Genomic DNA, 20726 nt, shown 5'->3' with positions numbered 1-20726 from the left:
GGCTCTGGCTCTGGCTCTGGCTCTGGCTCTGGCTCTGGCTCTGGCTCTGGCTCTGGCTCTGGCTCTGGCTCTGGCTCAACAGTATTGGTAGCGTCTGTCACGCTTGCCAATGGTTTTTCTGCACCAGATGCCATATCGAGGTCGGTTTCTGGATCCGTCGCATCCAGTGACGCATCACCGGTTGCGGTATCCGCTACGTCGGCACTGCGGTTTGGAGCCTGTATATCGGTAATACTTTCCAGTGATTCCCATACCCGTTGCAGGATATCGTCACCTGGGTTACGTGGGTTGTCGGTATAACGCTCAATAAAGTATTCAACACCGGACAACACATCGGCAAAGTGATCCAGAGTCGTCCAGTCTGAACGCGCTCCGGACTCAATCAGCTGTTCAATAAACGGGGCTGCGATATGCAATATTTCGGCAACCGCTGGCAGCGGCACCATACGCAGAGAGCCGGCAATCGAATGCAGCAATGCCGGAATATCGCGCAGTTCTTCGGTATTCCATTGATTGCCAACGTAAGCAATGATGGCGTCCTTGACCTGCTCCAGCACATTACGAGCTTCACGCAGAACGGCTTTCTGGGCGTCGGTCAGAGCATCGGACTCATCACCGCCAGCCAGATTGCCATCCCGGATCATTCCGGAGAGTGTTGCTTCAACAAACAGCAGCGCACCAGCGACATCGAACAGGGCGGTATTATCCAGCACTCCCTGTTGTTGCATGTTTTCCAGTACGGTCAGTTGTTCTTGTATCGCTTGTCGTGGCGCACCCAGCCCCAGCATACCCATGGTATCGCTGACCTGTTTGGCCGCGGTCAGTACCTCAGCCAACGGCTCAACCGTTGCACTGGGGTCCCGCATGGCCAGATCCAGCTTGTCCTTGATCGAGGTAATCTCTTCGGCCAGAACGGTCAGAACCTGGCCAACGGTATCCCGATCAGGGCCGGAAAGGACATCACGCTCGTGCTGGATTTCGTCTTCGGTCGGCAGGGCAGAATCGAGCTGAAAGGATTCCCGTACCGCTGCAATCGCCTCACCCTTGATGGTGGTGCGAGCAACATAGAACAGCAGGTTTTTAACCAGTTCATCAGACGCAGCCTGATTCAGTACCTGCTCACCCTGGGTAATCAGGTCTTTCAGTATCTGGTCGAGTTCGCGTAACAGTTGCTTGGCACTGGCCGGCATATGCTGCTGGCCAATCAGCCATTCGCTGAACGCCATGGCAGGCTGCCAAACCACACCGGATGGGGTATGACCCAGCGCGTTATGCAACCGGCTGAAGACTTTCAGCAGATATTCCTTGGCAACTTCCGGCTTTTTGTTTTGCAGTAGCTGTGATGTCGCGGCCTGCAACATCTGCCGGACCTTGCGGATCCACTGCTGGAAATCGTCACGGCTGAAACGTGCCAGTTGGGCAGGTGTCAATACCGCCCGACGCTGCATACGTGGACTGAACAATGCGGTTTCAGACAGCAGGCTGTCACCGCGGGCTGAGCGTAATTCGTTCAGAATAGGCAGCAGGACAACGGGCAGATCGCGCCGACCCACCTTGACGTGATCCAGATAATGAGGCAGCTGGATAATAGCCTGCATCAGGACTTCCAGCCCATCCCGTTCATTACGCAGCTGGCCATCAGCCAGTGCGGCCGCAACGGCTTCCATTTCTTCTGCCAACAGGGCGGCACCATAAAACTCCACCATCTGGAGTGTGCCATGAACCTGATGCAGGTAGCTGAAGCAGAATTTCAGTCTGCTGTTATCTGCGGGGTTTTCACCATAAGCTTCCAGTGATTGCTGAGCTTGCTGGAGTGTTTCCTGGATTTCCCCTTTCACCCATTCCAGGGCGATGTAATCCTGACTCATCGCCGTTTGCTCTCCCTGTTAGAATCATTTTGCTTACGGACAAAGGCTGTCAACTTGCCACCACGTACCGGGTCGACCAGAGGATTACTCCAGCCGACGATTTCACCAAGACCAATCACCAGAATTCCCCCTGGAACCAGCCGTTCAGCAAGGACATTAAGAATCTCCCGACGTCGCCAGCGGCGGAAATAAATCAGCACATTCTGACAGTAAATCACGTGCTGGGACTGTAGCGGAAATGCGGAAAGATTCAGTAGATTCACCTGAGTAAAGCAGCAACGCTGACGAACGCTATCAGTCACCTGCATATGACCGTCGTCAGTACGGAGACAGTATTGGTCGCGGAGGTCGTCCGCGATCCATCCAAGGGCAGACAACGGATATCTGGCATCTCGCGCCTTGCGTAACGCAAAGGTAGAGATATCAGTCCCAGTGACTGCGTATTGATGCTCGACAGGAGACAGGTACTTATCTGCAACCATACCCAAACTGTATGCTTCCTCTCCTGATGAGCAACCGACACTCCACATTTCGAGAGTTTGACCATCGTCCAGTGCCGTCGCCATTGTCTGAATATAATTTCCAACAAATTCAAAGGCATCGGGATCCCGAAAAAAGCGGGTTTCCTGCACGGTCAAACGGTCGACCAGAGTATTCCACTCAATCGCTCCGGTCGGGCCGTTCACAACCTTACTGTAATATTCGGAGTAATTACTGCACTCTATTTCACGCATCCGGATACCCAGGCTGGTCTGCAGAAAAGTCCGTCGTTGAACCGGCATACACATTCCTGTTCGCTCTTCCAGCAGAGCTTGCCAACGACCAAACTGGTCATCGCTAAGCTCTGGCATCGTGCTGACAACAGGACGACTCTGATGATTCATAAGGAGTCTTCAACCAGGACTGTGATTACAGTACCTGTTGTTGCTCCATATCCAGGTCCGCTTCTGGCAGTTTGAAGCCCGCCACAGATTCACGCAGTTTGTTCGCCATTTCTGCCAGGTTACCAATCGATTTCGCCGTGGCGGTGGTACCCGCCGACGTTTGCGAGGTAATTTCCTGAATAACGTTCATCGTATTGGAAATATGACCCGCAGACGAAGCCTGCTGACGTGCTGCGTTGGAGATGTTCTGAATCAGTTCCGCCAGGTTTTTCGATACGTTTTCAATCTCTTCCAGTGCCACACCGGCGTCTTGTGCCAGACGGGCACCACGTACCACCTCGGAAGTCGTCGTTTCCATCGAGATTACCGCTTCGTTGGTATCGTTCTGAATCGTTTTAACCAGTGCTTCAATCTGCTTGGTTGCAGCAGCTGAACGTTCCGCCAGCCGCTGCACCTCATCCGCAACTACCGCGAAGCCCCGACCGGCGTCACCGGCCATGGATGCCTGAATAGCGGCGTTCAACGACAGAATGTTGGTTTGGTCAGCAATATCGGTAATCAGGGAGATGATGTCACCAATCTCCTGTGAGGATTCACCCAGACGTTTGATCCGTTTGGAGGTTTCCTGAATCTGCTCACGGATGTTATCCATGCCGTTGATCGTTGCCTGTACAACTTCTGCACCCTTGTTGGCGATCGCTACCGACCGCTCCGCAACCGCAGAGGATTCCGAGGCGTTAGCCGATACCTGGTCAATGGACACCGCCATTTCGTTGATCGCCGCCGATGCACCGGCAATTTCTTGCGCCTGGTGTTCGGATGCTTCCGCCAGATGCATCGCCGTGGCCTGTGTTTCCTGGGCCGCTGACGATACCTGTACCGCTGTTTCGTTAATTGCCGATACCAGTGAGCGCATCTGGTCGATGGCGTAGTTGATGGAGTCAGCAATCGCCCCGGTAAAGTCTTCCGTTACCGTTGCTGATGCCGTCAAGTCACCATCCGCAAGGTCAGCAATTTCGTCCAGCAAACGCAGAATAGCCATCTGGTTCTGTTGGTTCTGGCTTTCTGTTTCTTCCAGGTCGCGACGGGTTGACTGGTAAGACAAGTAACCCAATGCAACCATCAGCATCGCGGCCAGTACCGCAGCACCGTATCCCAGTGCCTGCAGTACAGTCCGCTCATCGGCTTCTGTCAGAATGGTTTCGGTCAGCTCGGATGTCTGGTTCAGCAATATACCGGAGTTGGTAAAGATGCTGTCGGATGCCTCACGCACCTGGAACAGCTCTGGGGAAGTCTCAAGAATTTCGTCTACCGAACCGGATACAAACTCGAACAGTTCGGATACTTCGGAGAGTGCCAGTATCGCCTCATCGTCGGTTACCTTGGAAATGTTCATCGCCACGTTGCCTTGCACCATGCCGTTCAGTACTCGACCGAACAACGAGGCATCCCGACCAAACGCATCGGCGGCCATTACCGCGTCTTCACCACCCGCCAATACCTTGTTAACCGAGCGCACAATACGTTCCGCCAACCATGACTGACGCTGGGCAACTGCCACCTGATCGGCTGGAGCGCCGTTATCAAGCAGGATTTCTACAATTTCATCGTATTCCACTTGCAGCTGGGGAATCGTTTCAGACAGTGTTGCGGCAACTTCGTGCAAAGAGAGGATGATGTCCTGGGCACGTACAATCTGGTCAGCATTCTGGCTGACACTGTCCCAAACCTGTTGCACGTCGGTCATACTGGCCACTTCGGCAGGAGCCAGGCCCACTTCAGGGTTACCGTTTTTCAGGTAGTTCCAACGCACTTCAAAGTTGTCACGGGCAATCCGGAGCTGTTCAAACGCTTCCCGGTTACCGGATGCAGATTCCACGGCGTTGGTCGCCATCTGCTGCGACAGTACCCGCAACTCACCCGCATGCTCGATGTATTGCTCATCACGGTTTTGCAGGCTGTTCACATACACCGTAATACCAATAAACAGGCCAAGGGATGCGACCAGCAGCACTGCCAACACACCATTGACTCCATTCTTCAAAACCGTCGAAAAGACGTTACCAGCTTTCGAACTCATGCCCTTGTCTCCACACTTACTGCATGCATTATCCTGGCGCCCCGAATGGAGTCACCTCAGAACCCGGTCACACCGCGATCTGCATAAACTCCGGGGATTGAATCAGTTCGTCAATACGAAAAATTGACCAGATTTTCTCATTCCGGTCAAAACCATATTGGGTATATTTTGCCAGCGCCGGATCCACCTGAGTCAGTTCACTCATAGTATCCACCGGAAACTGTTGCATCCCCAACACCGCATCAACAAGCAAACCCGTCAGTACATCACCTTGTTCAATCACCAGCACTCGCCGGGAACGCCAGTTGGCTTTCCCTGTCAATCCCAACATACCGGCCAGATCCATAACCGGAACCAGGCGGCCACGCACATTGGCCACCCCCAGCACCCAGCTACGGACACCGGGTACCTTGGTCATTTTGGGAGGTTGCAAGATCTCTGCTACCTGTCCCATATCCGTCACAAACTCATGCCCCGCGAGCAAAAAACCGACCCCCCGCCAATACGTCACCGCCTCAAGTTGCTGAGGCAATTCCGAGGCGTTACGGCGGCTGCGGTCGGCAATACTGACAAGCAGGGCAAATGGGCTCATCGTTACTTGGCCATCACCGAGTTGATTTCAGACAGCAAGATGCTTTCTGACACTGGTTTGACCAGATAACCACAGGCACCCTGGCGCTTGCCCCACACCCGGTCAGTTTCCTGATCCTTGGTGGTAACAATAATGACCGGTATACCAGAGGTTTCCGCGTCTTTGGTTAGCTGTCGGGTTGCCTGAAAACCGTTTAAACCAGGCATAACAATATCCATTAGTACTACATCTGGCTTTTCCTGTTTTGCCAGTGCCACACCGTCCGCACCATTCTCTGCGGTAAGGACTTCATGACCATTTTTCTCCAGCATAGAACGAAATACTTCTGTTTCTGTTGGAGAATCATCTACTACCAGAATGCGAGCCATGCTTGGTACCCCTTAATGCTTCGCGTGCTTGTCTTATGATTTTACGTATTGCCGTATTGAACCCAGGAGCTCGTCTTTGCTGAACGGCTTCGTGAGATATTCGTCAGAACCTACGATGCGACCTTTGGCCTTGTCGAAAAGGCCGTCCTTACTAGACAGCATGATCACTGGAGTGGACTTGTATTTGGAATTGTTTTTTATCAGTGCACAAGTCTGATAACCATCCAGGCGCGGCATCATGATGTCGACAAAGATGATATTGGGGCTGGTGTCTGCGATTTTGGCGAGGGCATCAAAGCCATCGGTTGCCGTAATCACCTCACAGCCTACTTTTTTCAGCAGGGTCTCTGCCGTGCGACGAATGGTCTTGCTATCGTCAATGACCATCACTTTGATGTTTTGAAAGTTGTCGTCCATATTAGGGCCTTAACCATCCGATCGTTAATTGCTGTTTTCGGCCGCGACCGCATGCATATGACGTTACGGTGCACTTTTGTATCACACATTAATGTACCAAGCTATAAGGTTCCCATGTCAAAACTGTTTCACCGAATGGAGATCCAATTACGATAGAATCCAAATCAGACTCTTGTTTTGAGGAAAACAGAATGATCAGAAAGCTCGGGGTTGTCATGGATCCCATTAATGATATTAGTGTCAAGAAAGATACATCACTTGCCTTGCTGAATGCCGCACAGGAGCTTGGTTGTGAACTCTTTTACATGGAACAGGCCGATTTGTACATTGACGCAGGCCGTGCAATGGCACGAATGGCTCCACTTACTGTCAGCATGAACCCTGATCATTGGTTTGACCTTGGTGAATGGCAACACCAGCCGCTGTCCGATCTCGATATTATCCTAATGCGTAAAGATCCGCCTTTCGATGGCGAATTTATTTACAGCACCTATATTCTGGAATTGGCCGAACAAGCAGGTGTGCTTGTCGCCAACAAACCTCAAAGCCTGCGCGATTGTAATGAAAAAGTCTTTGCGACGCACTTTTCCGAGTTTATGAGCCCTACTCTGGTAACGCGCAGTGCCGAGCTGTTACGCCAGTTTCATCAACAACATCAGGACGTTATTTTCAAACCACTGGATGGCATGGGTGGCTCTTCGATCTTTCGCCTGAAGCATGACGACCCGAACGTCAGCGTTATCATCGAGACCCTGACCAATCATGGCCGCCAGCAAATCATGGCGCAAAAATTCATCCCGGATATTACCGAAGGTGACAAGCGGATCCTGATGATCGACGGGGAGCCGGTGCCATACTGCCTAGCACGGATTCCAGCCAAAGGAGAAACCCGTGGCAACCTGGCCGCCGGTGGTCGTGGTGAAACCCGCCCCCTGTCGGATAACGACTGGGCCATCGCCAGACACATCGGCCCTGAGCTGAAAAAGCGGGGACTGTATTTTGTTGGTCTGGATGTCATTGGTAGCTGCCTGACAGAAATCAACGTCACCAGCCCAACCTGTGTGCGTGAAATCAGTCGTGATTCAGGTATCGATATCGCCGGTCAACTGATCGCCGCATTGCTGGCAAAACTCGACTGATTCACTGAATCAGCTCGTTTTTACCACTGTTGACCCCGGCAGGTGGACAAAAGCCGGGGATCAGCGCAGACTGCGTGCCTATTGCAATCCGCCCTTTAAACCGAAGCCGTTCTGCGACAGATACCTCATGCCTGCTGCCGTTGTCTCCAGTTCCGACCGTCTTTCTTTTGCCCTCTTTCTGGCATTGCTGCTGCATGCCATGATTGTGCTGGGTGTCAGCTTTCGCCCGGACGATCGCAGTAACCTGTCCAAAACCCTTGAAGTCACCCTGGCCAGCTATCGCAGTGACAAAGCGCCGGAAGAAGCAGACTTCCTCGCCCAGGAAAACCAGGAAGGCAGCGGCACCGAAGAGGAAGCCCGCATGCTGACCACCGACGTCGAAGCGCCGTTCCAAAGCAACGACATCACCCCGGCCTCGGTACAGAAGCAGGAAGTCTCGGCCCCCAAGGCCCTCGCCAACACCCCGGCCCGTATCACCACAACGGCCGCCAGCCCAAACCAGGCCGTCAGCAGTCCCGACAAACAACCGCCAGTGGAAGCCAAACCAGTACCGGAAGGGCCACCCAAAATGCTGCTGCAGCGCAGCCTGGAAATGGCCAGTCTCGAAGCCAAACTCGACAGTATGCGTCAGGCTTATGCCAAGCGTCCCCGGGTCCAGCGTCTGACCGCAGCCTCCACCATGAAGGCCAGCGACGCCTATTACGTCAACACCTGGCGTAGCAAAATTGAAAAGATGGGTACTCTCAACTACCCCAAAGAAGCGGAAAACTGCTTCGACAACTGCCGTTTGCGCGTACTGGTTTCCATCAATCCCAACGGCACCATCCATAATCTTGAGGTGCTGGAGTCCTCCGGCCGCAAGGTACTGGATGACGCCGCCTTGCGGATTGTGCGTATGTCGGCTCCTTTTGCCCCTTTCACGGAAGAAATGCGCAAGAATACCGATCTCCTGGAAATCATTCGTACCTGGCAATTCAAAGGTAACCGCTATCTGTCGGAAGGATCCTGATGCAAGAACTCAACAGCCTCGACAACCAGCTTCTGATTGCCATGCCACAGCTGCAGGGTAGCGAGTTTGACAGCGCCGTTATTTACCTCTGTGAACACGACCAGGAGGGGGCCATGGGGCTGGTATTAAACAAGCCTCTGGATATCGACTTTGCTGCCGTCTGCGAACAGCTCGACATTGCCCGTCATCAAGGCATCAATACCACCATGCTCAAAGGTGGCCCTGTCGGCACCGAGCAGGGATTTATCCTCCACCAGCAACCGGGCCAGTGGCAAGCCACCGAAGCCATCAGTGAATTTGCCCACTTGACGTCGTCCAAGGATATTCTGACCGCCATTGGCCTGGGAGTGGGGCCGGAAAACTACCGCCTGACCCTGGGCTATTCCGGCTGGGGACCAGGCCAACTGGATGAGGAAATTCTCGGCAACAGCTGGCTGACCGTCGACGCCGATGCCGAACTGCTGTTTGACACCCCTCCAGAAGCGCTTTACCAGACCGCACTGCAGCGCCTCGGCATTCGCAGTACAGCATTGACTGATCAGGTAGGTCACGCCTGATGAGTCATATTCCTGCTCGAGTCATGCAAGTCATGGCGTTTGATTTTGGCACCAAACGTATTGGTGTCGCCATTGGCCATCGCCTGACCGGCAGCAGTACGGCTTTAAACCCGGTCAAGGCCAACGATGGCGTCCCCAACTGGGATACACTCGCAGCCTTGGTCAGTGAGTGGCAACCCGATGCCTTTGTCGTTGGTCTGCCGCTGAACATGGATGGCAGCCCTAGCGAAATGAGCACCCGGGCCGCCAAATTTGCCCGACGTCTGGAAGGACGTTTGCACAAACCTTCGTTTACCCATGACGAGCGCCTGACCAGCTACGAAGCCAAGAGCATTGTCATTGCCGATAGCGGTGAACGAGACTTCGGCCGCCACTCAGTGGATGGGCTGGCCGCACAATTGATTCTTGAAAGCTGGATGGGCGAGCACCCTCGCCCTGACGACGAGCAGTAACAGGGAGAAGCCCCATGCAATTACCGGATATTCAGCTCGCTTGCAGCACTCTGGCCACTCGCCTGGACAGCCACTTGCAGCAACACAAGATAAACCAGCCATTATTTATTGGCATCCGCACCGGTGGCGTCTGGATAGCGGAGCGCCTGCACCAGCAACTGCAGCCATCAGAGCCACTTTACAGCCTGGATATCAGCTTTTATCGGGATGATTTCACTCACCACGGTTTACATCCCGAAGTCAAAGGCTCGGAATTACCCGATACCATCGAAGACCGCCACGTTATTCTGATCGACGACGTTATCATGAGCGGCCGCACTGTACGGGCCGCCATCAACGAGCTGTTTGACTACGGCCGTCCGGCCAGCATTACCCTGGTTGCCCTGTTTGATATCGGTCGGCGCGAGCTGCCTATTCAGCCCGATGTGTACGCAGCCCGTTTGACACTTGAAGAAGGTCAGCTGATCAAGCTCAGCGGCCCGGAGCCATTGGCCATCAGCCTGCTCTGACACCAGTATTCGGGGTGCCTCGGCACCCTATCGGTTTGGTTACAACACACATGGTTCTCCTATGACAACTGATCCCAGCCAGCTTCAGCTCACCGCCGACGGCAGGCTAAAACACTTCCTCACCACCGAAGGCCTCAGCCGGGCATTACTGACTGAAATCCTCGACACCGCCGACTCCTTTATCAGCACCCAGGAACGGGCCGTCAAAAAGGTCCCGCTGCTGCGCGGCAAAACCGTGGTCAACCTGTTTTTTGAAAACAGTACCCGCACCCGTTCAACCTTTGAACTGGCGGCAACCCGGCTGTCTGCTGATATTCTCAACCTCGACATCCAGCGTTCCGCGACCGCCAAGGGCGAAACCTTGATGGATACGCTCTGGAACCTGGAAGCCATGTACAGCGACATGTTTGTGGTGCGTCATGCCGATTCCGGTGCCGCCCATTTTATCGCTGAACAGGTAACCCCCAACGTTGCCATCATCAATGCCGGGGACGGCCGCCACGCGCACCCGACCCAGGCCATGCTCGACATGCTGACCATCCGTCGTCACAAGCATCAGATTGCCGGTCAGATTGTTGCCATTGTTGGCGACATATTGCATTCCCGCGTTGCCCGCTCCCAGATCCATGCCTTGCTGGCTCTGGGTGCAGCGGAAGTTCGTGTGGTCGGCCCCGCCACCTTGCTACCCAAAGACATCGAGTCCCTGGGGGCCAAAGCGTATTACGACCTTAATCTGGCGCTGCGGGATTGTGACGTAGTGATCATGCTGCGGCTGCAAAAAGAGCGTATGCAAAATGCCTTGTTGCCCAGCGAGGGGGAGTTTTTCAAGCTCTACGGCCTGACTACGGAAAAACTGGCACTGGCCAAACCCGATGCCATCGTTATGCACCCCGGCCCCATCAACCGTGGTGTCGAGATTGAATCTGCGGTTGCCGACGGCCCTCAATCCGTCATTCTCAACCAGGTCAGCTACGGTATCGCCGTGCGCATGGCAGTGATGGCCATGGCCATGAGCGGCCAACAAGCCAGCCAGCAAGCGGCCCAGCAACCAGTTGAAGGGGATACCGAATGAAATACCTGCATATTCGTGATGCCCGTGTCATTGCACCGGCACAACAGCTCGATGACGTCTGTGATTTGTATCTGGCCGAGGGGCAACTCCGGGCTATTGGCGAAAAACCGGCCGGTGGCACGATCGAATCCACCCTCGACGCCCAAGGCAACTGGTTAGTACCCGGTTTTATCGACCTCAGCAGCTATCTCAATGAGCCGGGTTATACCCAGCGCGGCACCATTGCCAGCGAAACCCGCGCTGCCGCTGCCGCCGGATTCAGCCATGTCTGCGCCCAGCCACTTACCCGTCCGGTAGCCGACAGCCCGGCGGTGATCCAGCTGATGCAGGACAAAGCCAGCAGCGCCGGATATTCGCGGTTATTGCCACTGGGAGCACTCACTCAGGGGCTGGAGGGCGAACAACTGGCCAATATGGTCAGCTTGCGTAACGCCGGTTGTATCGCCCTGAGCAACGCCCGTCAGCCAATCAAGGACAGCTACGTCTTGCGACGATTAATGGAATACGCCGCCACCTACGACATTTTGCTGTTTTTGTCCGCTGATGATGCCGCATTGTCCAATGGCGGTGTGATGCACGAAGGCCCGACCGCCACACGACTGGGCCTGGCCGGCATTCCGGAAACCGCCGAAACCATCGCGCTGGCGCAAATCCTGCTGTTGATCGAACAAACCGGCGTTCGCGCTCATATCAGCCAGATCAGCTGCGCCCGCAGTGTCAGTATGCTGCGGGAAGCTCGCCAGCGTGGATTACAGGTCAGCGCCGACGTCGCCATCGCCAATCTCTGTTACACCGACGCCCAGGTCAACGGCTACGACAGCCGCTACCACCTGCTGCCGTCGTTACGCAGCGAAGCAGACCGGCAGGCACTGCTGGCAGCGGTCAACGCTGGCGAACTGGCGATTTGCTCCAACCATCAACCGCACGAAATTGTCGCGAAAAAAGCCCCATTTGCCGAATCCGCCGCCGGCATGGCGCTGTACGCTCCGTTTATTGGCTTACTGCTGCAGCGGGTTAACGATGGCGAACTGACACTCAATGCCGCCTTGTCGGCACTGAGTACTCTCCCGGCGGCAACCCTCGGTTTACACTCCGGGTTTGCAGAAGGCCAACGCTTTAATGCCAGCCTGATCAACCCGGAACAAACCGATGCATACGGTCGCAGCGGGCAAGTGATCGCTACCTTTGTGGATGGCTTCAAGGTCTACCAACAACCATCCTGAGTTCTCTCTCTGGCACTGATCACACAGTGCCTGCGCTCCGGTTTCAGCCTCTGTATTCCGATACCGGGGCTGAAATCTACCCGTCTATGTAAAGTCAGTGCGAATAGATCTCAGCAGTCAAGACAGCCTGCACAGGCAGTGTATAATGCCTGCAAATTCGAGATACAGAACCCGCGTGCCAGTGCATCGCTCTCTGAGTCATCAGAGCAGATCCAGACACTGGCTACGCCCGTAAGCAGATAGCCATTACCCATGATAAATCTGAGTTACCGCCTGCCATCGTTACCGCTTCTGACCGCCATGTTACTGGCCGTATTGGCGCTCAGCGGTTGTGGTCAGAAAGGCCCTCTGTATCTGCCCGACCAACCTGATACGGAAACGACTCCCTAATATGTCAGCCTTTACTTACCTGCAGGGCAGCCTGCACGCCGAACTTGTCGACCTCGCCGGTCTTGCCGAACAGTACGGCACGCCCTTGTACGTCTATTCCCGTCAGGCTCTGGAACAGCAGTACCAGGCCTACGATAATGCGCTGGGTGAATGGCCACATCAGGTCTGTTTTGCGGTCAAAGCCAACTCCAACATCGCCGTACTGAATGTACTGGCACGACTCGGAGCCGGTTTTGATATTGTCAGCCTGGGTGAACTGGAACGGGCACTGGCCGCCGGTGGCGACCCTGCCCGGATGGTGTTTTCCGGGGTTGGCAAACAAGCCGTCGAAATGCGCCGGGCACTGGCAGTCGGCGTTGGCTGCTTCAATCTTGAATCAGAGGACGAGCTCGAACGCCTGAACGACGTTGCTACTGACATGGGTCTGGTCGCCAAGGTCTCGGTTCGTGTCAATCCGGACGTTGACGCACAGACACACCCTTATATCTCGACGGGGCTGAAAGACAACAAATTCGGCATCGACATTGAACGCGCTCCGGCCGTGTATCAACGCGCCACCAGCCTGCCCGGCATTCAGGTCGTTGGTGTCGACTGTCATATTGGCAGCCAGCTGACCTCAATTGATCCATTTATGGATGCCATCGACCGCCTGCTGGCGCTGATTGATGAGCTGGCCGACCTGGGTATCACCATCCAGCATCTCGATCTGGGCGGCGGTTTGGGCGTTTGTTACCGCGACGAACAACCTGCCAGCCCGGCCACCTATGTGGCCGCCGTCAAAGAACGCCTGGCCGGACGTTCACTGAAACTGATTTTCGAGCCGGGCCGTTCCATTTGCGCCAATGCCGGTGTTTTCCTGACCCGGGTTGAGTACCTCAAACTCAATGAGCACAAGAATTTTGCCATCATTGACGGGGCAATGAACGACCTGATCCGACCGTCCTTGTACTCCGCCTGGCAAGACATCAAGCCTGTTGCAGAAACCAGTAGCGCCATCGAACGCCGTTATGATCTGGTTGGCCCGGTTTGTGAAACCGGTGACTTTCTGGGCAAAGACCGCGATCTGGCCCTGCAACAAGGCGATCTGTTGGCAGTGATGTCTGCGGGAGCCTATGGCTTTGTCATGGCCTCCAACTACAACAGCCGTGGCCGCCCGGCAGAGATCATGGTCGATGACGAGCAGGCGTATCTGATTCGCCGCCGCGAGACCATCGAACAGCTGTTCGAAGATGAGAATCTGCTGCCGGTGGATTCATGAGAGTCAAATTCAGCAAGATGCACGGCCTCGGTAACGACTTTGTGGTAATCGATCTGGTGACTCAAACCGGCCGAATCCGCCCCGAGCGAGTCCGGGAACTGTCCGATCGCCACTTTGGTATTGGCTTCGATCAGTTACTGGTGGTCGAACGCCCCAGTCGGCCCGATGTCGACTTCCGCTATCGCATCTACAATGCCGATGGCAGTGAAGTCGAGAATTGCGGCAATGGTGCCCGCTGCTTTGCCCGTTTTGTTAACGAGCAAATGCTCACCGGCAAACAGGATATTCGGGTCGAAACCGCCAACGGTATTATCGAGCTACATCTGACCAACGAGGGTCAGGTGATGGTGGATATGGGCCCGGCGATTCTGACACCGGCCGACATTCCGATGATCGCTGAACAGTTCATGCCCGAATATCAACGCCATGTTGCCGGTATTGGTGACGTGCGCTTCGGTGCCGTGTCCATGGGTAATCCCCATGCCGTGATCCGGGTCAACGACCTCGATAACGCTCCGGTACAGCAGTGGGGACCGATCATTGAATCCTGCGAATACTTCCCCAACCGGGTCAATGTCGGCTTTATGCAGGTCATCAATAGCCACGCCATTCGCTTGCGGGTATTCGAGCGAGGAAGTGGTGAAACTCTGGCCTGTGGCACCGGTGCTTGCGCGGCGGTGGTATCCGGGCAGTTACGTGGCTGGCTCGAACCGGGCGTGACGGTATCGTTACCGGGTGGCGAGCTGACGATTGACTGGGATGGTAAATCCAGCGTCCGCATGACCGGGCCAGCCGTGACGGTTTATGATGGTCGGGTTAACCTCTGATTCCCCCAACCATTGACGCTGAACAACGCTTCTGACAGAACAAGGTAAGGACCGCATGAGCCAGCAACCCCGACTCACCGACGCCGATGTCGCACAGTACCTGGAAGATCATCCCGAATTTTTTGTCGGCAAGGATGAGCTGTTATCCCATTTGCGTATTCCTCATGAAGCTCACGGAGCGACCAGCCTGATCGAGCGTCAGGTCCAGGTGCATCGGGATCGTAATATCGAGCTGCGCCAGCGCATGTCTGACCTGCTCGAAAATGCCCGCCGGAACGACCAGCTGTTCGAAAAAACCCGGCGGCTGGTGCTGGCCCTGATCGAAGCCAACAGCTGGCTGGCGCTCCATACCGCACTGGATGATTCATTGCGTAATGATTTTGGCGTCAACGCCTGGGCCATGCTGCACTTTACCGAGCGACAGCTGGAGCGACCACTGATCGCGGTGCGTAATCAGGAACATCAGCGTAATATCCAGCGGCTGTTCAAAGGCCATCGCGCCATTTGTGGCCAGCTGCCCAAGGCCGATATGGCCGCCTTGTTGCGGCTCGATACCACCGATATGGAATCCATCGCTGCCGCCCAGATTCGGGGCCAGGACAACCATGGCCTGCTGGTGCTGGCCAGTCAGGATGGTAATTACTACCGTACTTCCATGGATACCCTGTTTCTGGATTATCTCTGTGACGTACTGGCCTTGCGCTTACAGCAAACGCCGGTTAACCGTTAAACAATAAGGCAATGCTTTGGCTCTGAAACTGATCACCCTCGATCTCGACGATACCCTCTGGCACACCGCCCCGGTGATGCAACGCGCCGAGCAAGCCTGCTATGACTGGATATGCGCCCACTGCCCCGGGTTTGCCGACCTTTACAGCCGGGACGGCCTGCGCCAGTACAAATCAGAATTGGCCGAATGCTACCCGTCATTGCAGCATCAGATATCCAGGCTACGCTTCGAAACCCTGCGCCGGGCAGCCTTGCAAACCGGCTGTGACAGCAGCACGGCCCATGATCTTGCCTGTGCCGCTTTCGACGTGTTCTCCCAGGAGCGCAGCACGCTGGAATTGTTTGCCGGTGCCGAAACCATGTTGCAACAATTGTCGGCACGTTGGCCCTTGATCGCCGCCACCAATGGCAACGCTGATCTTGAGCGTGTGGGTATTCATCATTATTTCAGCGCTCACCTGAACGCCGAAACCGTTGGAGCAGCCAAACCACAGGGAGATATTTTCCTGGCGGCCCTGGCTCACGCCGGTGTCGAAGCGCACGAATGCTTACATATTGGCGATCATCCGCATCACGATATCGACGCAGCCCGAACGGTGGGTTTACATACGTTGTGGGTCAATCTGGACAACCGTATCTGGCCGGATACCTTTAGCCCGCCGACCCTGCAAGTCCGCACGCTGTCTGAAGTCGTTGAGCTGATTCAGCGCTGGCAGCAGCCATAACAACCAACAACAACGCCACAGACAAACCCGGGCAACATATGGCTCTGCCGCCAACCCGGGAGCCATCCCTCAGATTGGACGACGGCCGTAACTGGTTTGCGGCTTGCGCGGCGGGTCTGCCATCATCCGGTCTTCTACCTTCTGAATTTGGCCGCCGCCAGACAAAAAGGCTTCGACATCACTGGCCAGCGCTTGCTGGCGTTGCTTGTGTGCAGCATCACTCTGCTTGAGTTCGCTACCGTCATCTGCCGGTCTTTCAAAATGATCATCAGACATTTGAATCCCCTCTTGTTAACTGCTCCCCATTGCATATAGACCACTCGGGCAACCTTAGCGCGGTACGATACAATTATTTACACGCCATGGCTCTCTAAACCAAACGGTTCTGCGGTTTCCCTCCAGCGTGCCCTGATACAATGCAAGTCTGGCGCTGGATGCTGTATTTGCGAATACGACGGTACAAGGTTGGTCTGGACACCTTCATCACCCGGGCCACGGCACTGAGATTCCAGTCATGCTGATCCAGTAACCCCACCAATGCCTGTCCTTCTGCATTCAGTGATGGATGGCTCGCCGATTCAGAACGGGACACCGCAGCCGAAGGTACTGCACCGGTTGTCATCATCGATCTGCTCAGCACATGACTGGTCTCCCGCGCACCAGCGACAGAAGCAGATTGATCACTGTGAAGAAGCTCCGGCAGATCCGCCAGCGTAATAACATCATCACAGCTATTGGCTTCTGCAAAGGCCAGTACGTTGACAAGCTCACGAACATTGCCAGGCCAGGCGTAGGCTAACAAAGCGCTGATCACATCCGCCCGCAAGCGCAATTCCGGCCGTTGTAATTTTTGTTTCAGTTCTGCCAGTAAAGCACGTATCAAAAATTCCCTGTCAGCCCGTTGCCGCAGTGGTGGCAGAGGCAGCGTCGCGCCATTCAAGCGATAATATAAATCGGCCCGGAATTCGTTACGTTCTATCATGGCCTGAATATTATGATGAGTTGCGGCGATGATACGACAATCAACAAAAACCGCCTCATCGGCCCCCAACGGCGTGACTTCGCCTTCGGCCAGCACGCGCAACAAGCGAGTTTGTAACTGCAAGGGCATATCGCCGATTTCATCCAGAAACAAGGTGCCGCCATCGGCTTGCTGCACCAGCCCTTTGGCACCCTTGCTGCGTCCGCCGGTAAAGGCTCCTGCGCGGTAGCCAAACAGTTCACTTTCAATCAAAGATTCCGGTATGGCGGCACAATTCAGCGCGACAAAGGGCTTGTTGCGGCGGTGGCTGCTGGCGTGAATCGCATTGGCCAGCATATCTTTACCCGTTCCGGTTTCTCCCAGAATCAACAAATTGACATCACGCTGACGCAAACGCTTAGCCTGTTCGAGGGTTTTACGCATGGCCGCATCATCACCGGCCAGACAGTCCAACTCCGGCACCCTCTCAAGTGGCCGACTGACATCCACGGGTGCCGGGCCAGTTGCCACCGAGATGCAGGGACGCTTGGGTTCTATCAAGGTGCCGAACACCGTTTGTCCACTCGAGGCCAGATGGAAGGCTTGTACGCCATCGCCACGAGTCTGGTTAATGGCCAGAATATCGTCCCAGTCACTGTCCATCAGCTCCGGCAAACCCACAGGATTATCGGCCAGCAATAAACGTCCGGCGGTATTGGCTGCGATAATTTCACCTGTGTCATCCAGCGCAAACAACACCCGACCATTAAGAGCAACAAACTCCCGTGAGTCGTCACAACGAAACACCAGATGACGACGATAACGGCGCAGAAAGTAAGCATCTTCAATCATATGTGCGTACAGCTGGGTCAAATGCAAGGCAAACATCTGGCTGTCCCGCGCTGCCGGAGAATTCAGCGCAGAGATATCCAGCACCGCAATCAACTCACCGGAAGGGCCAAAGATCGGGGCAGCAGTACAGGTCAGGCCAATATGGGCACCGTCAAAATGATCCCCCCTATGGCAAGTCAGCGCTGCCTGCTCCTGAATACAGGTACCCACCGCGCAGGTACCGGCATAACTTTCATCCCAGTCAGCACCCAGATACAACCCCGCCCGCCGCAAGTGGTCATCAAGATGGCGCTCACCATGAAACTGAACCGTTACGCCACGGTGATCGGTCAATAGCAAGACATAGCCCATCCCGTGAATACTGGCGTAAAGCTGGTTAACCCCGGCACGCGCAACGGCCAGCAGTTCATCAGCCGCCTCTTGATGCTCCTTCAGGATAGACCGAGTCACAATCCGGGCAGACTGTTGACGTCCGGGCTGCAACCCATATTGCTGCAAACAGCGTTGCCAAGAGCGGCCGATCATATCGGCGTCAGCAGACTCTGGTGGCCGCCGGGCGAATTCAGTAATCGCTTGGGTATGAGCACGGGCGCAGATCGCATCGGTTGAGCAGGTCATATGTTCAGGCACCTATATCCATCCTTGCCGCCTGGCGGCCAATACTTATTGTTATCAGGTCAATCAGTCTAAAGAGACTATGTAGTGGCTGTCACAGGCCCATTCGTTCCACTTTCGTTCAGCGTTACAACTGTAATGTGACCACTGCAGCTGTATCGTTTTCGGCGTTACAGCTGTTTCACAGCTTGCCTCCAGTACCGCTACAGATATTCCGATTAAAAATAAATCTTATTATTTATCAGTAAGTTATAAGAACAAATAACAATGCACTCAATCTGGCACAGCAGCTGCTATAACCCATCAGAGGCTCAGCGCCCAAATAAAAACAACAAGAGAAAGCAGGAGTTATCCATGACCCGGAATTCCACAGCCACACCGGCGGCAACGTCACCACAGTCCCCCGCATCCATTGAGGCACAAACCTGGCTCGATCACTTCAATCAGGCGTTACAGAACCGTAATACCGCAGCGGCTACGTCCCTGTTTGAACCGCAAGGGTTCTGGCGCGATCTGGTCGCCTTCACCTGGAATATCAAAACCCTGGAAGGCCGGGACGCCATACAGGCGATGCTGACCGAAACACTCGCTCAGGTGCAGCCATCCAATTGGCGGCTGGAAGAAGAAGCCACCGACAACAACGGTGTGATTGAAGCCTGGATCTGTTTCGACACGGCTGTCGCTCACGGACGAGGCCATCTGCGCCTACGTCAGGGGCAAGCCTGGACGCTACTGACCACCATGGTGGAGCTGAAAGATTTTCCGGAAAAACGTAATGCCCAACGCCCTCGAGGAGCAGAACATGGTATTCAGCGTAACCGTCAAACCTGGCAGGAAAAGCGCCAGCAGGAAGAAGCCGAACTGGGCTACGAAAAGCAGCCTTATTGCCTGATTATTGGTGGCGGCCAGGGAGGAATCGGTCTTGGTGCGCGGCTGCGCCAGCTGGAAGTACCAACCCTGATCATCGACAAGCTGGAAAAACCCGGCGATGCCTGGCGTCGACGCTACAAGTCCTTATGCTTGCATGATCCGGTCTGGTACGACCATATGCCGTACCTGCCCTTCCCTGATCACTGGCCCGTCTTTGCACCGAAAGACAAAATCGGTGACTGGCTGGAGATGTACACCAAGGTGATGGAATTGAATTACTGGGGTTCGACCGAATGCACTTCAGCCCACTATGACGAACAGGCCGAAGAGTGGGTAGTACAGGTCAATCGTCAGGGTGAAGCATTGACCTTGCGCCCCAAACAGCTGGTGCTGGCAACCGGAATGTCGGGTATCCCGAATATTCCCAGGATTCCAGGGCAAGACAGTTTCGAAGGTGAACAGCATCACTCCAGCCAGCACCCAGGTGGCGAAGCCTATGCCGGTAAACGTGTTGTGGTACTGGGAGCTAACAACTCCGCCCACGATATCTGTGCCGCGCTGTGGGAACACGGTGCCGACGTTACCATGATCCAGCGTTCTTCCACTCATATCATCAAATCCGATACCCTGATGGACAAGGTACTGGGAGGCTTGTATTCCGAAGAAGCGGTACAAAACGGTATGACGACCTACAAGGCCGATCTGACCTTTGCCTCAATTCCTTTCAAGGTGATGCCGGAATTCCATATTCCCATCTACAAAGAAGTGGCCGAGCAGGATGCCGAGTTTTATCAAAGCCTGGAGAAAGCCGGATTTATGCTTGATTTTGGCGATGATGGCTCCGGTCTGTTTATGAAATACCTGCGCCGGGCATCGGGCTACTATATTGACGTGGGGGCATCCGAGTTGATAGCCAACGGCGATATCAAGCTGAAAAGCCGCACCACCATCGAACAGATATTACCCCACTCGGTGATACTGACCGACGGCACGGAGCTACCTGCCGACCTGATTGTCTACGCCACCGGCTATGGCTCGATGAACGGCTGGGCCGCCCGGATTATTTCCCAGGAAGTCGCCGACAAGGTGGGCAAATGCTGGGGCATGGGATCGCAAACCACCAAGGACCCAGGACCATGGGAAGGGGAATTGCGCAATATGTGGAAACCCACTCACCAGCAGGCGCTGTGGTTCCACGGCGGTAACCTGCATCAGTCGCGTCATTACTCGCAATATCTGTCCCTGCAAATCAAGGCTCGCATGGAAGGGATTGCAACCCCTGTCTATGGCATGGAAGCTGTCAATCACTTGTCCTGAGTGATGACTCCG

At 54.8% G+C, this 20726-nt stretch carries 21 protein-coding genes; 13 read left to right on the top strand and 8 right to left on the bottom strand.

All coding sequences use genetic code 11. The features are described 5' to 3' along the window. From Q8W22_RS15380 to pilG, 6 genes are all read right to left on the bottom strand, one after another. The coding region (locus Q8W22_RS15380) for an Hpt domain-containing protein (RefSeq protein ID WP_305452948.1) at positions 1-1868 on the bottom strand (1868 nt) is incomplete at its 3' end. Continuing rightward, positions 1865-2752: a protein-glutamate O-methyltransferase CheR gene (locus Q8W22_RS15375; protein ID WP_305414305.1), complete on the bottom strand. Its 888-nt coding sequence runs from the start codon at positions 2750-2752 to the stop codon at positions 1865-1867. The genes Q8W22_RS15380 and Q8W22_RS15375, both read right to left, overlap by 4 nt. Before the next feature lie 25 nt (positions 2753-2777). Next, the gene (locus Q8W22_RS15370; protein ID WP_305414307.1) at positions 2778-4832 is read right to left on the bottom strand and encodes a methyl-accepting chemotaxis protein; all 2055 of its coding nucleotides are present in this window, start codon (positions 4830-4832) and stop codon (positions 2778-2780) included. 67 nt (positions 4833-4899) lie between these two features. Beyond that, positions 4900-5424: a chemotaxis protein CheW gene (locus Q8W22_RS15365; RefSeq protein WP_303432909.1), complete on the bottom strand. Its 525-nt coding sequence runs from the start codon at positions 5422-5424 to the stop codon at positions 4900-4902. 2 nt (positions 5425-5426) lie between these two features. Further along, positions 5427-5792 (bottom strand): twitching motility response regulator PilH, encoded by a 366-nt coding sequence (gene pilH, locus Q8W22_RS15360; protein ID WP_303432907.1) that lies wholly within the window; start codon positions 5790-5792, stop codon positions 5427-5429. A 33-nt stretch (positions 5793-5825) separates the two neighbouring features. Further along, entirely contained in the window at positions 5826-6209 is a 384-nt protein-coding gene (gene pilG, locus Q8W22_RS15355; RefSeq protein ID WP_303432905.1) for a twitching motility response regulator PilG, read from the bottom strand. A gap of 191 nt (positions 6210-6400) precedes the next feature. Between pilG and gshB the strand changes: the two genes are divergently transcribed. From gshB to Q8W22_RS15295, 12 genes are all read left to right on the top strand, one after another. Continuing rightward, positions 6401-7348 carry a glutathione synthase gene (gene gshB / locus Q8W22_RS15350; protein ID WP_303432903.1) on the top strand — a complete coding sequence of 316 codons (948 nt, stop codon included), beginning with the start codon at positions 6401-6403 and terminating at the stop codon, positions 7346-7348. A 127-nt stretch (positions 7349-7475) separates the two neighbouring features. After that, on the top strand, positions 7476-8357 hold the full coding sequence (locus Q8W22_RS15345) for an energy transducer TonB (protein ID WP_305452947.1): 882 nt from the start codon (positions 7476-7478) through the stop codon (positions 8355-8357). After that, entirely contained in the window at positions 8357-8914 is a 558-nt protein-coding gene (locus Q8W22_RS15340; protein ID WP_303432899.1) for a YqgE/AlgH family protein, read from the top strand. Before Q8W22_RS15345 ends, Q8W22_RS15340 begins: the two co-directional genes overlap by 1 nt. After that, positions 8914-9366, top strand: coding sequence for a Holliday junction resolvase RuvX (gene ruvX, locus Q8W22_RS15335; protein WP_305452941.1), 453 nt, complete (start codon positions 8914-8916; stop codon positions 9364-9366). Before Q8W22_RS15340 ends, ruvX begins: the two co-directional genes overlap by 1 nt. Positions 9367-9380: 14 nt before the next feature. Then, positions 9381-9875: a bifunctional pyr operon transcriptional regulator/uracil phosphoribosyltransferase PyrR gene (gene pyrR, locus Q8W22_RS15330; RefSeq protein ID WP_303432895.1), complete on the top strand. Its 495-nt coding sequence runs from the start codon at positions 9381-9383 to the stop codon at positions 9873-9875. A gap of 61 nt (positions 9876-9936) precedes the next feature. Continuing rightward, positions 9937-10947, top strand: a complete 1011-nt coding sequence (locus tag Q8W22_RS15325) for an aspartate carbamoyltransferase catalytic subunit (protein WP_303432894.1) — start codon at positions 9937-9939, stop codon at positions 10945-10947. Beyond that, positions 10944-12170, top strand: a complete 1227-nt coding sequence (locus Q8W22_RS15320) for a dihydroorotase (protein ID WP_303432893.1) — start codon at positions 10944-10946, stop codon at positions 12168-12170. Before Q8W22_RS15325 ends, Q8W22_RS15320 begins: the two co-directional genes overlap by 4 nt. Before the next feature lie 252 nt (positions 12171-12422). Then, positions 12423-12560 (top strand): lipoprotein, encoded by a 138-nt coding sequence (locus Q8W22_RS15315; RefSeq protein WP_303432892.1) that lies wholly within the window; start codon positions 12423-12425, stop codon positions 12558-12560. A gap of 1 nt (position 12561) precedes the next feature. After that, on the top strand, positions 12562-13818 hold the full coding sequence (gene lysA / locus Q8W22_RS15310; protein ID WP_305452922.1) for a diaminopimelate decarboxylase: 1257 nt from the start codon (positions 12562-12564) through the stop codon (positions 13816-13818). Continuing rightward, positions 13815-14645, top strand: coding sequence for a diaminopimelate epimerase (gene dapF, locus Q8W22_RS15305; RefSeq protein WP_303432890.1), 831 nt, complete (start codon positions 13815-13817; stop codon positions 14643-14645). Before lysA ends, dapF begins: the two co-directional genes overlap by 4 nt. A gap of 55 nt (positions 14646-14700) precedes the next feature. Next, a complete protein-coding gene (locus Q8W22_RS15300) occupies positions 14701-15375 on the top strand; it encodes a DUF484 family protein (protein WP_303432889.1) in 675 nt (224 codons plus the stop codon). A 16-nt stretch (positions 15376-15391) separates the two neighbouring features. Beyond that, the gene (locus Q8W22_RS15295; RefSeq protein WP_305452920.1) at positions 15392-16099 is read left to right on the top strand and encodes an HAD family hydrolase; all 708 of its coding nucleotides are present in this window, start codon (positions 15392-15394) and stop codon (positions 16097-16099) included. A 69-nt stretch (positions 16100-16168) separates the two neighbouring features. Here Q8W22_RS15295 and Q8W22_RS15290 read toward each other — a convergent pair whose 3' ends face one another. Then, positions 16169-16375 (bottom strand): hypothetical protein, encoded by a 207-nt coding sequence (locus Q8W22_RS15290; RefSeq protein WP_303432885.1) that lies wholly within the window; start codon positions 16373-16375, stop codon positions 16169-16171. A 94-nt stretch (positions 16376-16469) separates the two neighbouring features. Next, entirely contained in the window at positions 16470-18542 is a 2073-nt protein-coding gene (locus Q8W22_RS15285) for a sigma-54-dependent Fis family transcriptional regulator (RefSeq protein WP_303432884.1), read from the bottom strand. A 339-nt stretch (positions 18543-18881) separates the two neighbouring features. Here Q8W22_RS15285 and Q8W22_RS15280 point away from each other — a divergent pair, with 339 nt between their 5' ends. Next, positions 18882-20714 (top strand): NAD(P)/FAD-dependent oxidoreductase, encoded by a 1833-nt coding sequence (locus Q8W22_RS15280; protein WP_303432883.1) that lies wholly within the window; start codon positions 18882-18884, stop codon positions 20712-20714. Positions 20715-20726: the final 12 nt, after the last annotated feature.

Source organism: Oceanobacter sp. 1_MG-2023, from assembly GCF_030689025.1.
In the GTDB taxonomy this organism is placed as follows: Bacteria; Pseudomonadota; Gammaproteobacteria; order Pseudomonadales; family Oceanobacteraceae; genus Oceanobacter.
Note: the sequence above shows the minus strand (reverse complement) of the source record. Positions and strands in the feature narration are given on the sequence as shown.

Excerpts from the sequence above, each read along its gene's own strand:
- lysA (WP_305452922.1), top strand. The coding sequence starts at position 12,562 with ATGTCAGCCTTTACTTACCTGCAGGGCAGCCTGCACGCCGAACTTGTC.
- Q8W22_RS15325 (WP_303432894.1), top strand. The coding sequence starts at position 9,937 with ATGACAACTGATCCCAGCCAGCTTCAGCTCACCGCCGACGGCAGGCTA.
- Q8W22_RS15340 (WP_303432899.1), top strand. The coding sequence starts at position 8,357 with ATGCAAGAACTCAACAGCCTCGACAACCAGCTTCTGATTGCCATGCCA.
- dapF (WP_303432890.1), top strand. The coding sequence starts at position 13,815 with ATGAGAGTCAAATTCAGCAAGATGCACGGCCTCGGTAACGACTTTGTG.
- Q8W22_RS15345 (WP_305452947.1), top strand. The coding sequence starts at position 7,476 with ATGCCTGCTGCCGTTGTCTCCAGTTCCGACCGTCTTTCTTTTGCCCTC.
- ruvX (WP_305452941.1), top strand. The coding sequence starts at position 8,914 with ATGAGTCATATTCCTGCTCGAGTCATGCAAGTCATGGCGTTTGATTTT.
- pyrR (WP_303432895.1), top strand. The coding sequence starts at position 9,381 with ATGCAATTACCGGATATTCAGCTCGCTTGCAGCACTCTGGCCACTCGC.
- Q8W22_RS15280 (WP_303432883.1), top strand. The coding sequence starts at position 18,882 with ATGACCCGGAATTCCACAGCCACACCGGCGGCAACGTCACCACAGTCC.
- Q8W22_RS15315 (WP_303432892.1), top strand. The coding sequence starts at position 12,423 with ATGATAAATCTGAGTTACCGCCTGCCATCGTTACCGCTTCTGACCGCC.
- pilH (WP_303432907.1), bottom strand. The coding sequence starts at position 5,792 with ATGGCTCGCATTCTGGTAGTAGATGATTCTCCAACAGAAACAGAAGTA.
- Q8W22_RS15290 (WP_303432885.1), bottom strand. The coding sequence starts at position 16,375 with ATGTCTGATGATCATTTTGAAAGACCGGCAGATGACGGTAGCGAACTC.
- Q8W22_RS15365 (WP_303432909.1), bottom strand. The coding sequence starts at position 5,424 with ATGAGCCCATTTGCCCTGCTTGTCAGTATTGCCGACCGCAGCCGCCGT.
- Q8W22_RS15320 (WP_303432893.1), top strand. The coding sequence starts at position 10,944 with ATGAAATACCTGCATATTCGTGATGCCCGTGTCATTGCACCGGCACAA.
- Q8W22_RS15375 (WP_305414305.1), bottom strand. The coding sequence starts at position 2,752 with ATGAATCATCAGAGTCGTCCTGTTGTCAGCACGATGCCAGAGCTTAGC.
- pilG (WP_303432905.1), bottom strand. The coding sequence starts at position 6,209 with ATGGACGACAACTTTCAAAACATCAAAGTGATGGTCATTGACGATAGC.
- Q8W22_RS15300 (WP_303432889.1), top strand. The coding sequence starts at position 14,701 with ATGAGCCAGCAACCCCGACTCACCGACGCCGATGTCGCACAGTACCTG.
- gshB (WP_303432903.1), top strand. The coding sequence starts at position 6,401 with ATGATCAGAAAGCTCGGGGTTGTCATGGATCCCATTAATGATATTAGT.
- Q8W22_RS15370 (WP_305414307.1), bottom strand. The coding sequence starts at position 4,832 with ATGAGTTCGAAAGCTGGTAACGTCTTTTCGACGGTTTTGAAGAATGGA.